General features: G+C 35.1%; 21 protein-coding genes and 4 pseudogenes. 18 read left to right on the top strand and 7 right to left on the bottom strand.

The genetic code is table 11. The features are described from left to right. Positions 1-19 precede the first annotated feature (19 nt). Positions 20-394 (bottom strand): annotated as a pseudogene (locus FGL31_RS26150) (single-stranded DNA-binding protein). Positions 395-549: 155 nt separating this feature from the next. On the opposite strand from FGL31_RS26150, the gene FGL31_RS16355 reads away from it, so the two are divergent. Further along, a complete protein-coding gene (locus FGL31_RS16355; RefSeq protein WP_138092988.1) occupies positions 550-927 on the top strand; it encodes a hypothetical protein in 378 nt (125 codons plus the stop codon). A gap of 55 nt (positions 928-982) precedes the next feature. Here FGL31_RS16355 and FGL31_RS16360 read toward each other — a convergent pair whose 3' ends face one another. The 4 genes and pseudogenes from FGL31_RS16360 to FGL31_RS26165 form a co-directional block, all read right to left on the bottom strand. Then, on the bottom strand, positions 983-1,696 hold the full coding sequence (locus FGL31_RS16360) for a pirin family protein (RefSeq protein ID WP_138092991.1): 714 nt from the start codon (positions 1,694-1,696) through the stop codon (positions 983-985). A 75-nt stretch (positions 1,697-1,771) separates the two neighbouring features. After that, positions 1,772-2,104: pseudogene (locus FGL31_RS26155) on the bottom strand (JAB domain-containing protein). 31 nt (positions 2,105-2,135) lie between these two features. After that, a complete protein-coding gene (locus FGL31_RS26160) occupies positions 2,136-2,336 on the bottom strand; it encodes a hypothetical protein (protein WP_232046852.1) in 201 nt (66 codons plus the stop codon). Then, complete coding sequence (locus FGL31_RS26165) at positions 2,333-2,470, bottom strand: UPF0758 domain-containing protein (protein ID WP_232046853.1); 138 nt, start codon at positions 2,468-2,470, stop codon at positions 2,333-2,335. Before FGL31_RS26165 ends, FGL31_RS26160 begins: the two co-directional genes overlap by 4 nt. 147 nt (positions 2,471-2,617) lie before the next feature. Here FGL31_RS26165 and FGL31_RS16370 point away from each other — a divergent pair. The 12 genes and pseudogenes from FGL31_RS16370 to FGL31_RS28205 all read left to right on the top strand — a co-directional run bounded on the left by FGL31_RS16370 (position 2,618) and on the right by FGL31_RS28205 (position 9,887). After that, positions 2,618-3,079: pseudogene (locus FGL31_RS16370) on the top strand (peptidylprolyl isomerase). Between the two features lie 20 nt (positions 3,080-3,099). Beyond that, complete coding sequence (locus tag FGL31_RS16375) at positions 3,100-3,504, top strand: DUF5606 family protein (protein ID WP_099372836.1); 405 nt, start codon at positions 3,100-3,102, stop codon at positions 3,502-3,504. Positions 3,505-3,610: 106 nt separating this feature from the next. Further along, positions 3,611-3,949: a hypothetical protein gene (locus FGL31_RS16380; protein WP_138092994.1), complete on the top strand. Its 339-nt coding sequence runs from the start codon at positions 3,611-3,613 to the stop codon at positions 3,947-3,949. A 71-nt stretch (positions 3,950-4,020) separates the two neighbouring features. Beyond that, the gene (locus FGL31_RS22765; RefSeq protein ID WP_171017704.1) at positions 4,021-4,197 is read left to right on the top strand and encodes a hypothetical protein; all 177 of its coding nucleotides are present in this window, start codon (positions 4,021-4,023) and stop codon (positions 4,195-4,197) included. Beyond that, positions 4,175-4,492 carry a DUF695 domain-containing protein gene (locus FGL31_RS16385; protein ID WP_171017705.1) on the top strand — a complete coding sequence of 106 codons (318 nt, stop codon included), beginning with the start codon at positions 4,175-4,177 and terminating at the stop codon, positions 4,490-4,492. The genes FGL31_RS22765 and FGL31_RS16385 overlap by 23 nt, the downstream gene beginning before the upstream one ends. A gap of 60 nt (positions 4,493-4,552) precedes the next feature. Then, on the top strand, positions 4,553-4,711 hold the full coding sequence (locus FGL31_RS22770; protein WP_171017706.1) for a hypothetical protein: 159 nt from the start codon (positions 4,553-4,555) through the stop codon (positions 4,709-4,711). Between the two features lie 565 nt (positions 4,712-5,276). Further along, positions 5,277-5,870: a methyltransferase domain-containing protein gene (locus FGL31_RS16390; RefSeq protein WP_138093000.1), complete on the top strand. Its 594-nt coding sequence runs from the start codon at positions 5,277-5,279 to the stop codon at positions 5,868-5,870. A 1-nt stretch (position 5,871) separates the two neighbouring features. Next, positions 5,872-6,075 (top strand): hypothetical protein, encoded by a 204-nt coding sequence (locus FGL31_RS16395; RefSeq protein ID WP_099372832.1) that lies wholly within the window; start codon positions 5,872-5,874, stop codon positions 6,073-6,075. A 209-nt stretch (positions 6,076-6,284) separates the two neighbouring features. Then, entirely contained in the window at positions 6,285-6,569 is a 285-nt protein-coding gene (locus FGL31_RS16400) for a hypothetical protein (RefSeq protein ID WP_138093003.1), read from the top strand. Positions 6,570-6,914: 345 nt separating this feature from the next. Further along, a complete protein-coding gene (locus FGL31_RS16405) occupies positions 6,915-7,553 on the top strand; it encodes a DUF3347 domain-containing protein (RefSeq protein WP_232046854.1) in 639 nt (212 codons plus the stop codon). A 41-nt stretch (positions 7,554-7,594) separates the two neighbouring features. After that, positions 7,595-9,208 (top strand): multicopper oxidase family protein, encoded by a 1,614-nt coding sequence (locus FGL31_RS28200; protein ID WP_262709148.1) that lies wholly within the window; start codon positions 7,595-7,597, stop codon positions 9,206-9,208. Next, on the top strand, positions 9,192-9,887 hold the full coding sequence (locus FGL31_RS28205; protein ID WP_262709149.1) for a multicopper oxidase domain-containing protein: 696 nt from the start codon (positions 9,192-9,194) through the stop codon (positions 9,885-9,887). The genes FGL31_RS28200 and FGL31_RS28205 overlap by 17 nt, the downstream gene beginning before the upstream one ends. Positions 9,888-9,960: 73 nt before the next feature. On the opposite strand, the gene FGL31_RS16415 is transcribed toward FGL31_RS28205, so the two are convergent. Together FGL31_RS16415 and FGL31_RS29965 are read right to left on the bottom strand one after the other, a co-directional pair. Then, positions 9,961-10,830 carry a pirin family protein gene (locus FGL31_RS16415; RefSeq protein ID WP_138093006.1) on the bottom strand — a complete coding sequence of 290 codons (870 nt, stop codon included), beginning with the start codon at positions 10,828-10,830 and terminating at the stop codon, positions 9,961-9,963. Positions 10,831-10,990: 160 nt separating this feature from the next. Further along, positions 10,991-11,438, bottom strand: a pseudogene (locus FGL31_RS29965) (DoxX family protein). A gap of 153 nt (positions 11,439-11,591) precedes the next feature. On the opposite strand from FGL31_RS29965, the gene FGL31_RS16425 reads away from it, so the two are divergent. The 5 genes from FGL31_RS16425 to FGL31_RS16440 all read left to right on the top strand — a co-directional run bounded on the left by FGL31_RS16425 (position 11,592) and on the right by FGL31_RS16440 (position 14,202). Further along, positions 11,592-11,861, top strand: a complete 270-nt coding sequence (locus FGL31_RS16425; protein WP_138093009.1) for an N-formylglutamate amidohydrolase — start codon at positions 11,592-11,594, stop codon at positions 11,859-11,861. A gap of 11 nt (positions 11,862-11,872) precedes the next feature. Continuing rightward, positions 11,873-12,250 carry an N-formylglutamate amidohydrolase gene (locus FGL31_RS16430; RefSeq protein WP_171017707.1) on the top strand — a complete coding sequence of 126 codons (378 nt, stop codon included), beginning with the start codon at positions 11,873-11,875 and terminating at the stop codon, positions 12,248-12,250. A 276-nt stretch (positions 12,251-12,526) separates the two neighbouring features. Further along, positions 12,527-12,679, top strand: a complete 153-nt coding sequence (locus FGL31_RS22775) for a hypothetical protein (RefSeq protein ID WP_171017708.1) — start codon at positions 12,527-12,529, stop codon at positions 12,677-12,679. Between the two features lie 16 nt (positions 12,680-12,695). Then, positions 12,696-13,538, top strand: a complete 843-nt coding sequence (locus FGL31_RS28210; RefSeq protein ID WP_138093015.1) for a tyrosine/phenylalanine carboxypeptidase domain-containing protein — start codon at positions 12,696-12,698, stop codon at positions 13,536-13,538. Continuing rightward, the gene (locus FGL31_RS16440; RefSeq protein WP_138093018.1) at positions 13,462-14,202 is read left to right on the top strand and encodes a tyrosine/phenylalanine carboxypeptidase domain-containing protein; all 741 of its coding nucleotides are present in this window, start codon (positions 13,462-13,464) and stop codon (positions 14,200-14,202) included. Before FGL31_RS28210 ends, FGL31_RS16440 begins: the two co-directional genes overlap by 77 nt.

The following is a 14,202-nucleotide window of genomic DNA, read 5'->3' on the forward strand; positions in this document are numbered from 1 at the left end:
CACCTACTTTTTTTATGGATTAAACTTCCACCTTTTCTGCCATAGATTTATTCATGGCCATTGGATCCATCAAGAACATTATCCTATTGGCTCTGATTTCACAGGTATATTGTTGATTGCCGTCTCTTCCTTCGAATTGACGATATACAATTGAACCTTGAACTAACCAAAGACTGCCCTTTTTACCCTTTTTCTGAATTATCTTGGTCATATCTCCCTAGACTGCAATTCTATGCCACTGGCTTTTTTCGAACTGTTCACCATTTTTCTTGGTCCCGTATTCATTTGTTACAAGATTAACAAAACAGTATGGTGCTCCGGTACTACTCATTTTAATTTCTGCTTCTTTCCCAAGTCTTCCTAATAACTGAACTGAATTTTTTAATGTGCTCATAAATATTTCAATTTTAGATATTTATTTTTCTTTTAATTAATTTATCTTAGCTAAGTAACTGAAACAAAGTTCTGTATGAACAGTAGATATATTCGTAAATCAATTGTTTAAAATCGAATCTAAACGTTTTTAAACGCTTATAATTAAATTCAATCATGCAGGTAAAATACTGTCAGGAATGCGAACAAGCCATAAAAGGGAGAACCGATAAGCGCTTTTGTAATGATAGCTGTAGAAATGCTTTTAATAATAGAGTTAACAGTAAAGAGAACAACCTGATGAAAAAAATCAACAATCAACTAAAAAGAAACAGGAAAATTCTTCAAATGATTCTTGGAGAGGAAAAAATGTATAAATCTAATAAGGCCAAATTATTGGCAGAAGGATATGCCTTGGATTACCATACTCATAGAATCAGCACATCCAAAGGAAATGAATATGTCTTTTGTTATGAATTTGGATTTTTAGATCTTGGGAATGACTTTATATTGATAGTAAAAAGCAAACAAAGAGAAAACAAAGCTGCAAAATAACAATAGCATGCGAATATAATCACATGCTATTTAATTGAAATTTGAAATTTCATTACTATTGAATGGGCACTTCCATCAACAAAAATTCAGCTTTTGTAACTGCTTGTATTTTAATGTCTCCAGCTCCAGCTATACCAAGCCCATCTTTGCTATTCATATTTTGACCTTCTACATTCAGTTCACCACTCAGAACAAATATATAAAGTCCATTTTCTGCATCTTTCATCACATATTGTCTCGCAAATCCAGCATCAAATTCTGCAATATGGAACCATGCGTTCTGGTGGATCCATACTCCTTCATCATCAGGATCTGGTGATAAAATCTGTAAGAAATTGTTTTTGGCAGCTTCATAATCAATAGATTGTTGATCATAGCGCGGCTCTACATTTTGTTTATTAGGGATGACCCAAATTTGTAGGAATTTTACAGGTTCAGAGTCACTGTGATTATACTCACTGTGTTCAATTCCAGTACCGGCACTCATGACCTGTATATCGCCTTTTTTGATGACTGATCCTGTGCCCATGCTATCGTTATGTGCCAATTCCCCTTCTAGAGGAATAGAAATAATCTCCATATTGCTATGCGGATGTCTCCCGAATCCCATCCCTCCTTCTACAAAATCATCATTCAATACTCTTAAAGCTCCGAAGTTCATTCGTTCCGAATTCATATAACCTGCAAAGCTGAATGTATGGTTAGATTTTAGCCAACCATGGTCTGCATGGCCTCTGGAATCTGCTGGGTGATAAAAAAATTTCGCCATAATGTTATTCTCCTTTATTTATAACACAAAGATGTTGATTGCGGTTTTAGGATGCATTGATATAGGATAAGAAATCTAAGTCAAAAGGCCTTCATCACGGAAACTTAAATAATTATCATCTGTAATAATAAGATGATCATGAACATGGATATCCATTAATTTTGCGGCCTCTAGGATTTTCTGGTCAATATTTTATCCGGTTTCACTAGCCTTTAATGTTCCGGAAGGATGATTGTGGGCTAATATAATTGAGTTTGCCTTATTCAACAGTGCAAGCCTTAAAATAATGCGGACATCTACAGGGGTAAAATCATTCCCTCCCCTACCAATCATCTGTTTATCAATCACCTTGCAGCTCGTATTTAAAAAGATCACCCAGAATTCTTCATGATTGAGGTCTTCCAACATTTGCTTCAGGTAGGCGTAAGCCTTTTTACTGTTATTTAATATAGGCTTTTCCTCCACTTCTGTGTTCTGTCTTCTCCTTCCGATTTCCAAAAGCTGCAATAATGCTTACTGCTTTGGCTTCACCTATTCCATTAAATTGGCATAAATCATTGACTTCTAATTTACTGAGATTGAAGAGATTATTGTTTACTGAATTCAAAAGTCTTTTTACATAATTCAACTGCTGTTTCATTTTTTTGATCCTGAACCTATTAAAATTGCTAATAATTCTGCATCCGATACGGACCTTCGACCATGCTCCAATAATTTCTCTCTTGGACGGTCTGACTCTGCCCATTCGCGAATAACTAATTTTTGAAATGACATTTATATTGAAAATATTTATCGTTCAGTAAATATAACAATATCATGTTATCAATAGACATTGACTTTCAACAACTTATTATACAGCCTTTAGAATTAGGTGAGAAACCTTATCTTTGTAGGCTATTACAACAAAAAAGGATAGAAATAATGAGCAAAGCAATAATCAAAACAGAAAAAGGCGACATGACTGTGCAATTTTACACAGAGGATGCTCCAAATACAGTGGCTAATTTTATAAAACTAGCTAAATCAGGGGTATTACGATGGACTAGCATTTCACCGTGTAATTCCTGATTTCGTTAATTCAAGGCGGATGTCCAAATACTCGCGAAGGTGCAACAGGCATGCCTGGAACAGGTGGCCCAGGATATAAAATTGATTGTGAATTAACCGGGGAGAACCAATATCACGACCGTGGGAGTATTATCGATGGCTCACGCGGGAAGAAATACTGGTGGTTCTCAATTCTTTATCTGTCACAGCCGCAACAATACTGCTCACTTAGACCGTAATCACACTTGTTTTGGAAAAGTTATTGAAAACGTAGATGTTGTTGATGATATCCGTCAAGGTGATCGTATCCTAGGTGTTGAAATTATTGAAGATTAATACCTATAAAAAAGTATAAAATGAATTTAAGAGGATTAGTATCAGTTACTGGTAAACCAGGATTATTTAAATTGATAGGTCAAAACAAAGGTGGATTTGTATTGGAATCTTTAGATGGCAGCAAAATTAAATCAGTAGTGAATCTTTCTACTACAAAAATGGCCACTCTAGAGGATATCACTATTTATGGTGAAGAAGATGAAATCAGACTTTTAGATGTTTTCGAAACCATTAAAAACAATGGCGGCAACACCCCTGATGTTAAAGCTGATGGCAATACTTTAAGAGAATATTTCAGAGAAGTAGCTCCAAATCACGATGAGGCTAGAGTATACTCTTCAGATATCAAGAAAATCATTTCTTGGTACAATATTATCAAAGACCTTCCATTGTTCGAAGAAGAAGCTCCAGAGCCACTTTCGTAATTTTAGAAAACAATATTTTGAAAAACCTATCCTATTTTAAATAATAGGATAGGTTTTTTTATATCCTTATATTTAAGAAAATTGATGACAAATAAAAAAACGCAATATGGGTATCTTTGATGATTTGGCACTTTCAACTTCTAAAAACAACAATACATACCAAAACTTTTGGAACTGGTTTGAAATTCATGCCCAAGAATTTTACGAAATAATAAAATCTGGAAATCAAGTAGAAGAACGTTTTATAAACGTATTTGCACCAGAATTGACAAAAGTAGAACCTGAGGTTTTCTTTTTGGTAGGAATTGAGGATGATCAAAAGGCAGAATTAATTTTCACTCCTGATGGTAGAATTCAGAATGTCCTATGGGCAGAAAAACTTGCTAATTCAGCACCAGAGATCCCGAATTGGAAGTTTAGAGCGTTAAAACCCGCCTCCCAATAACATAAACTTTGCTATAAGAATGCATGACCTGAATTTTGATAGAGATAATATCAAATTTTATCCAGTCCTTCATGAAGCTTACCCCTGATAAAATTGACCTCAAATTTGTCTATGACCATTATCATGAAGAATCTCACGATGATATCTTGAACGGAATTTTCATCTTCTTGGATAATTTTCTGGGAGAAGAAACAATGATTCAATGCATTGATAAAATTGATGTTATTGGTCCACAAAAATGTTCATGAAGAACTAATCTCATTAGATAAATTAAAAGATTACCTAATTTGGAGAGAAAAAGAATTTGTCGAAAAGTACCAAGATGTACGACATGATCCAAGTAATGATAACTTCGCTGCTTTTGAAGGCACCGTTGAAGGTAACAAAACTATATTATCCACTTTTAATACCTCAATCCTAGATTGGGAATTTAAAGCTTCTCACCCATGGATTTTGGTAATTATGATTCACTACCAACCCGAGAATGATAATGGATTCCCTAGTAGTGAAACCTACAATAGCATCGCAAAAATTAGAAGATGATATAGAAGAACAACTCCCTGGCCGAAAAAGGTTATATTTTCTTAGGTTCTGAAACCATTGATGGCCTTAGGGAAAACTTTCATTGCTTGTAGAGAATTTAGAGATGCAACACAAATCATTGATCAATTGCAGACTAAATATAGCCAAGAATTGATCATGAATTTCGAATTCTACAAAGACAAATATTGGCAATCCTTTGAAAGATATCAGATCGATTAATCCAATTAACAAGTGATGAATGATTTTTTAATACGACCTTACGAATTTGGAAGATCTTCAATCCATCCTCGAGGTTTTTTGAATCAAATGTACCATATTACTTTGCCCCCTGAGGAAGCTGAAGATCTCAAACATTATCTGGAAAATGAAATAGAGGATTATTTTCGTCATCCTTCAGGATGGAAAAATCATTGGAGCAGGTGGAATAAATTATGATAATGATTTAATTACTGCTCGATTAAGCTGGGATTTTATGGATAAGAATATTCAAAAGAAAGGTGTTGGATCCGCCCCTTACACAATATCGAATAAAGCATATCTTAAATCAAAAACATATCTTGAAATTAATAGTACGAACTTCTCAATTTGCTGATGGATTTTACAAAAAAACAAGGATTTAAAGAGGTGAATCGAATCAAGGATTATTGGTCTAAAGGTTATGATATGGTTTTAATGGAATATCAGGGAGTGTAACAAAAGATACACAGGAAAAAAAATTTAATTTTCAATTTTGTGTTATTCTTCGAAAGATAAGAGTAACACACTTCTAAAGGAAATCACTGCGATGGAAACATCACTCGATCAAAACTTCTGGAACCAGCGTTGGAAGAACCAACAAACTGGTTTGGGATATAGGCTATGCTTCTACTCCCCATTGTTACTTTTTATGGAAAAGTATCCAAATAAAGATGCTCGAATTCTGATACCAGGTTGCGGAAATGCTTACGAAGCTGCCTATCTCTTGGAGAATGGATTTACGAATCTGACATTAATTGACATAGCTCCTATCGCTATTCAGAATGTGAAAGAAAAGTTTAAAAATAATCCACATATCAACATCGTTCATGGTGATTTTTTTGAACATAAAGGTGAGTATGATCTATTGATTGAACAAACCTTCTTTTGTGCATTGGAACCCAAATTACGCTCTGATTATGTCAGCCAAGCAAGTTCGTTACTTGCCGACGGCGGTGAAATTATGGGATTGTTGTTCGGAAAAGAATTTGAGAATCAGGGACCACCATTTGGAGGATCCATTGACGAGTACAATTTATTATTTGACAAACTTTTTGTGATCGAGATAATGGAACCATGCTACAATAGCATCGCTCCCAGGGAAGGGTCTGAATTATTTATAAAATTAAGAAAGATAAATTGAAATGATTAAGCATTATTTAGCTCAATGGAATATCATGCGCTTATTGCGTTTAATTATGGGAATAATAATAATTGTCCAAGGTGTTAAGGCAGAAATGTGGTTGATCGTTGCTCTCGGGATTTTATTTTCAATCATGCCCTTATTCAATATGGGTTGCTCGGCAAATGGATCTTGCCAGGTTCAACCTAAAGGTAGAAAAGATTAATTTCTGCTTTTTTAAAACTAGATAGGTATAATTAATAATAGTTAGTGAAGAATGGCTCAAGTCCTCAACTTGGGCCTTCTTGTTTTTTGAATTGTCATAATTACTTCTTTAATAGCATTATTTTAGATTTAATAGAACATTTTCTATAGTTTTGTGGTTAGCATTTATGATGAGATTTATCTATATATTATGTTTTCACCTTTCTAGCTATGGTCAGTCCAAAGCTAGGTGTGGCATGTTCAGAGCATCAAGAGCTTCCGGCAGAAACATCATGTCATAAAGAACATCATTCTGAAGATCCACATAGTTGCTGTAATGAAGATTTCAAAGATCAATCACATGAAGGGAGCGATTCATGTGGAGAATCTAGTAACTGTAATTGCCCAATGATGGCAAACCACAGTTGTTGCTTTTTCAGCACATCCTTTTTCGAATTAAAATTCGGTGCTGTGCATCCTAAAGATGAAAATTTCTACATTGATAGTTTTCCATGAAACCACTGGTTTCTCATCAATCTTTATCCCTCCCAAAATAGTTTAATCATATTTTATTATTGCTCCAAGGAGCTTTTCAATTCGATAATAGCATAATGATGTTTTGCTATGATTTTACTATTTATAAAAATTAAAAAAAATGAAAAAGATATCATTTTTCTTAACCCTTATCTTTGGGTTTGGGATTAAATACAACTATAGCACAAATAAAGAACGAAAAAACAATTACCGTAGCAATAAATGGTAATTGTGGAATGTGCAAAAAAACCATCGATAGCAATGGTTCAGAGCCAAAAATTTCAAAAGTAAATTGGGATATCGACAGTAAAAAGGCTGAAATCACCTATGATAGCACCAAAAACTTCCGAAGAAACAATTTTAAAAAAAATTGCATTAGCAGGTTATGACAATGCTAAGTTTCGTGCACCAGATGATGTTTATGAAAATTTACATGAATGCTGTAAATATGACAGAGAACATCAAATAGCAAAGAAGGGACCTCACGCTAATTCCAAGGAACATAAAGATATGAATCATGGGAAACATGAAGTTCAGAAGAATGGATTAGATGCCGTTCTCACCAATTACTTATCTATTAAAGATGCTTTGGTTGCTACGGATTCAAAATCAGCAGCTGATGCTGCAAAGAAGCTAGCTAGTGAGATTAAGAAAGTAGATATGGCAGGGTTAGGCGAAACTGAACATCAAACTTGGATGAAAGTTAAGACGGATCTTGAAAAATCTGCATTACAAATATCCTCTGAATCAAATATTGAAAATCAAAGATCCTCTTTTATTGGATTATCTGACCTGATTTACAAATTAGCAAAAGATTCTGAAACAGAGATTGAATTGTATTATCAATTCTGTCCTATGGCTAACAACAATAAAGGCGCCTATTGGATCAGCAAAGAAAATTCAGTAAAAAACCCTTATTATGGTTCTAAAATGATGACTTGCGGAGAAGTAAAAGAAAAAATCTAAAACAAAAAGGCGGTTAAATTATTTCACACGTAATGAGAAACATGAAGAAAATCATAAAATTACTTTTATTCAGTCTCATCGTATTTCAAGCGAACTTAGGTTTTTCACAGAAGGTAGTCCGATATGATTTATATGTTACTGACAGCATGGTAAATTATGCTGGAAAGGAAAGAAGGGCAATTGCTGTGAACGGGATGATTCCAATGCCTATCTTAAATTTCACAGAAGGAGATACGGCTGAAATACATGTTCACAATAAATTAAAGGAAGGGACTTCCCTTCATTGGCATGGTGTTTATCTTCCGAACAAGGAAGATGGGGTACCTTTTTTAACTCAGAAACCTATTGCACCAAATAGCACATTTACGTATAGATTTCCCATAATTCAGGACGGGACACATTGGTATCACAGTCATTCTGGAATGCAGGAACAAATTGGGATGTATGGTGCGATGATCCTAAACAAACGGCCCGATGATCCAAAGTTCAGGAAAGGAATTGACGATTTGCCTAGCATCCCTATAGTGCTGAGTGAGTGGACAAACCTAAATCCTGACAATGTCCACAGGATGCTTCACAATGCAAATGATTGGTTTGCTATTAAAAAGAATGCTGTCCAAAGTTATGGAGAAGCAATCAAAGAAGGTCATTTCAAGACCAAGGTCACCAATGAATGGAAAAGAATGCTTGCGATGGACGTCTCTGATGTGTATTATGATCGATTTCTAATGAATGGAACCTCAGAGCAAACATTTCCTGAATTTAAAGCTGGTGATAAAGTCAGATTAAGGGTAATCAATGCAGGTGCATCTTCTTATTTCTGGCTGACGTATGCCGGAGGCAAAATAACAGTTGTCGCCAATGACGGAAATGATGTGGACCCTGTTGAAGTAGATCGGTTAATTGTAGGAGTATCTGAAACTTACGATATCGTATTAACAATTCCTGAAGATGGATTTTCCTATGAATTTATGGCAACCCCAGAAGACAGAACTAAAAATGTATCTATGTATTTAGGTTCAGGAACAAAGCAACTGATCAGTCCGCTTCCAAAATTAAAATATTTTGAAGGCATGAAAATGATGAACGATATGATGAAGATGAATGGTGATCTAGACGACATGGGCATGAAAATGAGTCTTCAAAAAATGGACATGAATACTGTTATGTATCCAGAAGTTGAACATAATATGCCTGAAAAAAAAGAAAATCATTCAATGCATAACATGGAGAATGAGAACCATCAAGGCCATAATATGGAACATCAAGGCCATAATATGGAAAATGGAATGGATCATAGCCAACATAGTTCAAGTGATATTGTAACTTTAAATTATGCCATGCTCAAATCTCCAACCAAAACTAATTTCCCTGAAAATGTCAAGGTGAGGGAAATGAAATTTGAGCTGACGGGTAATATGAACCGATATGTTTGGAGTTTGGATAATAGAGTTCTTGCAGAGAGTGATAAGATTCTAATAAAACAAGGTGAAGCACTTAGGATAATTTTGTATAACAATTCCATGATGCGTCACCCCATGCATTTGCATGGCCATGATTTTAGGGTTATCAATGGACAGGGAGATTACGCGCCATTGAAAAATGTACTTGACATTATGCCAATGGAAACAGATACAATTGAATTTTGTATCTAATGTAGAAGGAGATTGGTTCTTCCACTGTCATATTCTCTATCACATGATGGCAGGGATGAATAGAGTTTTTAGTACGGATCAGCAAGAACCCAACCCCTATTTACCTGATAAAGCTTGGGGATACCGTGAACTTCAAAAGGAAAGTAATCAAATTCATTTTATGTTCCAGAATGATTTTGCCAGCAATGGAAACGATGGCGAAATGATGTTCCATAATACTCGTTATAGTTTAACCACTGAATGGCGATTAGGTTATCATGATATGCATGGCTACGAAGTTGAAACACACCTTGGTCGTTATATTGGGAAAATGCAATGGTTTATGCCATTTATAGGTTTTGATTATAGATATCGAAACATGGAAAAACATGGTCCGGAAAAGAATATTTTTGGCCAGCGAAACAGTAAAAATGAAAGAGCATTATTCTCTGCTGGATTTGCATATATGCTGCCAATGTTGGTGCGTTTTCAAGCTGAGGTTTACCATGATGGGAATGTTCGTTTGCAATTAATGCGAGAAGATATCCCTATTACAAGACGCTTAAGGGCCGGACTAATGGTCAATTCAGATTTGGAATATATGGGTGATCTGAGGTATATCCTTACCAAAAATTTTGGTATCAGAACACATTATGATTCCGATATGGGATTCGGCGTTGGTTTATCTGTAAATTATTAATCCTTTAAAAAATAAAAATGCGCCATCGGAGATCTGCGAAGGCGCATTTTTATTTTAGATATTTCAAATCTTGTTAATCTTGAAGGTATCCAAATTTGCCAGTTTGAAAATCTCTAAATGCTTGTTTTATTTCATCTTCTGTGTTCATAACAAATGGACCATATGCTGCAATGGGTTCATTTATCGGTTGTCCGCTCAATACTAAAACTACAGAATCTTCGTTTGCTTCAACCGCTATTTGTTCACCACTGTTTTCAAACAGTACAAAATAATCAGTAGAAATCTCAGTACCGTTTATTTTTACAGTACCATCAAGCACCAACATGGCTGTATTAAAATTCTCAGGAAAATCAAACTCAGCTCTACCACCAGCTTTCAATTTTGCATTGTACATATTTACAGGTGTAAAAGTGGTTGCTGCTCCTTTTATTCCTTTATATTCCCCTGCCACAATTTCTACAAATCCTTTATCTTCATCAAGATTCACTTTAGGGATTGATTTATTTTCCAAGGCTTGATATTTTGGATTTGACATTTTGTATTGTGCTGGCAAATTGACCCAAAGCTGTACCATTTGAAACTCGCCACCTTTCTTGCTCCACTCAGTTTCATGAAACTCTTTATGCAAAATACCAGAGGCTGCAGTCATCCATTGCACATCACCCTCGGAAATTATACCTCCGCCACCACTACTGTCGCCATGTTCTACTCTGCCCTTATAAGCCAAAGTTACAGTTTCAAATCCTCTATGCGGATGGACACCAACACCTTTAGGAATTTCACTTGCAGGAAAATTATATGTTGAATTGTAATCAAATACTAAGAATGGATCCATTCGTTGCATTGATATTGCAGACGGAATAAAACTATGTACTCTAAAACCATCTCCTACAAAATGTGGAGTACCAGGTTTTATAATCCTTTCAATTTGTTTTGTTTTCATGGTATGTTCCTTTTTATAATACAAAGGTATACCACAGCAAATCGGAAAGTATTGATGTATGGTAAGAACTGTTCTCAATATTGCTAACCTATACTAAATAAGGCCTTGCAATGCAAGGCCTTTCCACATAATAAAAAGAAATTTGAGTAGGAATCACCTACTAAATCTGTCTCTTATATCCAGGCTTATTCATTTCTTTATCTAAGGACATAGGTCCTGAACCGACAATTAAAAAATAAATAAGTAATAGCAAAACCACCAGGGATAACCAAAATTCTGAATTCAAAAAGCTAAATCCATTTGTGATGTTTACAAAGAAAACAGCACCAATCAGAATAGGTATTTGCAGTGCTACAGCCAGACGGGTGCATAGCCCTAAAGCTATAAATATTCCGCCTACCAAGTGTGCAAATACAACATAGTGAACAGCACCCCAAATGGATTAATTGAAAATGCGTCCTCTCTATCAATGCAGCGACAGAATCTCGATCCATAATAAAACTTATACCTTTTGCAAAAATCAGAATTCCGAGAACTATTCTGATGAAATCAATCCATCTAGGATGATGGGCATCTCCCCAATGCTCAATGCGTTGAATTAGGTTCATAATGACCTCCTTTTTAACTGGTTATACTTTCACAACGTTGTAAAACACTCTGATAGTATGACATTTATAAAATAAAAACAATTAATCTTGGATTTGGTTCTCACCAAAACTAATTCTCTAAATCTTTGTTCTTTAGATTAGAAATCAAGTTTTATGGCAAAATTCACTAAATATTTCATTAAGGAAAACAATAGTCCATTTTGGGCATTTGCAATTCATGACGGGCACCAGATTGATGAACAAATCGCCCCATTCTTGAACTTAAACGAAACTGAAAGATTGCGTGAAGAGGATCCTTTTACCTCTGTAATGGCAGAACTTCCGATAAATCAATTTATTGTTGGTTCATCTAGATTTCAATTAGATCTCAATAGAACAATTAATGATTCAGTTTACTTGAGACCTGAACAAGCTTGGGATTGAATGTTTGGAAATTGGATTTACCTGAAGATATTGTTACAGAATTGTATTTAGACCATGAAAATATTTATAAAGAGATTGAAGAACTAATTCAGGCAACAATCGACAGATTTGGATTTTTCGTAATTCTTGATATCCATAGTTATAATGCAAAAAGAGTAGGTCCAGAAGAGGCCGTTGACACTATTAAAAATCCCCAGATAAATCTAGGAACAGCCTATATTTCTGAAAAATGGACACCTCTCATTCAAGAGCTTGTCGAATATATACGAAAAGAAAATCTATATGGTGAACCGATTGATATTCAAGAAAATATTAAATTTAAGGGAGGATATTTATCACAATTGATAAATAAAAAATTTGCAGAGCATTGGATGTGTAATATCATTTGAATTCCGGAAAGACTTTATGGACGAATGGACCGGAACTCCAGATTTACATAAAATTGTTGCTTGCAAACAGCTTTTAATGAATTCTATACAGGTTTTAAACCACTATTTCCATTATGACGCCGGATAAAAATAAAGCACTTCAAAAAATCTTAAGCGCTATTAATAAGCGGAGTCCTGTACACTACCAAATTCCAAATATTGGAAAATTCATATTCAATAAAATAGTTCCTTATATATTCATTTATAGGGTTCCAAGTCCTGACAAACGGGGATAAAATGCTTGCTGATTTAGCAAAGACGGAGAATGCCAGTATTGTATGCAAATCATATGACTTCAATTTAGAAGAATGGCTGAAACCTATTGCGCAAAAATTAGCTGAAGAGTTTGGCGCATGCCTTTTGGTAGAAGCGTGGGTAGCTGATCATTAATCAAAAAGAAGATATTATGATCCATGTAGGTCAAAAAGACCTCCTCCCATTAGCCGAATATTTCCAAAAAAACATTAAAAAAGAAGCTAGGGAAATTTTTGTTTCCATCGCAAAGGATCTAAATATACCACAACCTATAGGTGTCCCTATTTTATATAGTAAAAAGGAATTACAGAATAAACAGATTCTATTGATGGGAATATCCATCAAACAAAATTATGTTGATTCTGACGATCTAGTCTTGCCCATGCTGATTAGGTTATATCGGGAAACTCTTGCCAAATGTCTTTCAAGGTTATTCTTTGAATTTTTAAGAGTTTACACCCATCTAAATGCTACCGCTCAAAGATTAAATTTTCATCAAGAATTAACCCCATTGATGAATGAAATAGATAAATCATTAGCTCAGGAAAGCACCAAATTTGATTTCCTGTTAATGGTTACTCCTTTGAATGCTCATGAAGCTTGGCTCCAATTTAAAAAAGATAAATATTGGAAAACTCCGAAGTTTCTTTATCGTCCACTTCATGTTGACCCTGATCTTGTGAAACGGAGATTATACAACCTTCGGATCGAGGATATTTATGATCCTACTATGGCCTATATTTTTAGGGACAAAAGAACAGAGTTAGATAATATGGTCAGCATGATAGCTGATCGTGGAAAAGATGATTTTTTACATGGAAGCCTCCAGGTCTTCGGGAATGTATCTGAGAAACTTTATAAATCTGCGATGGCTATTTTGATGGTTACCGAACCTGAAGAGCCTATAAAAAAAGCTGATGACTATATTTCTGCGAACGAATTTGCAAAGATGGCACGAGACGAGGTTAAGTTTTTTACAGAGGCAAAATGCTGAATTTAACAGCCCTGTCCGCGTTCGTGAAGATATCTCAGGCGTCATGGTCAATCGAGGCGTTCTTAATATCAGCAAGGAATATAAGGTGACCAGAAAAAGAGCAGAAGCATTGATACAGCACGAAATCGGCACACACGTTGTCACTTACTTTAATGGACGACAACAACCATTGAGCATTTTTAGTCTAGGAGTTCCGGGGTATGAAGAATTGCAAGAAGGATTGGCGGTACTGGCTGAATATATTGTCGGAGGATTAAACAACGATCGTTTAAGAATCATTGCTGCCCGTGTCATCGCAGTTCAAAATATGCTTTTGGGAAACTCATTCATTGACACGTTTTCTATGCTCGTAGACCAATATAATTTCTTGCCTGAAACAGCATTTACGATTGTCATGAGAGTATATAGAGGTGGAGGTCTTACGAAAGATGCTTTATACCTCAAAGGGTTGATGGAACTTATCACTTATCTTAAAGATGGCAACAATGTACATCTATTAATGATGGGAAAAATCAGAAAAGACTATCTACCAATCATTAAAGATCTCTTGCAAAAAGAAATCCTAATCCCACCTGCAGTCACTCCACGTTATTTATTTCCAGAATTCAGTCCTCAGTGGAAAGACGTTAAAAGAAAAGGAAGCATCTTCAAATTAATACAATAA

The sequence above is a fragment of the Sphingobacterium daejeonense genome (genome assembly GCF_901472535.1).
GTDB classification, from domain to species: domain Bacteria; phylum Bacteroidota; class Bacteroidia; order Sphingobacteriales; family Sphingobacteriaceae; genus Sphingobacterium; species Sphingobacterium daejeonense.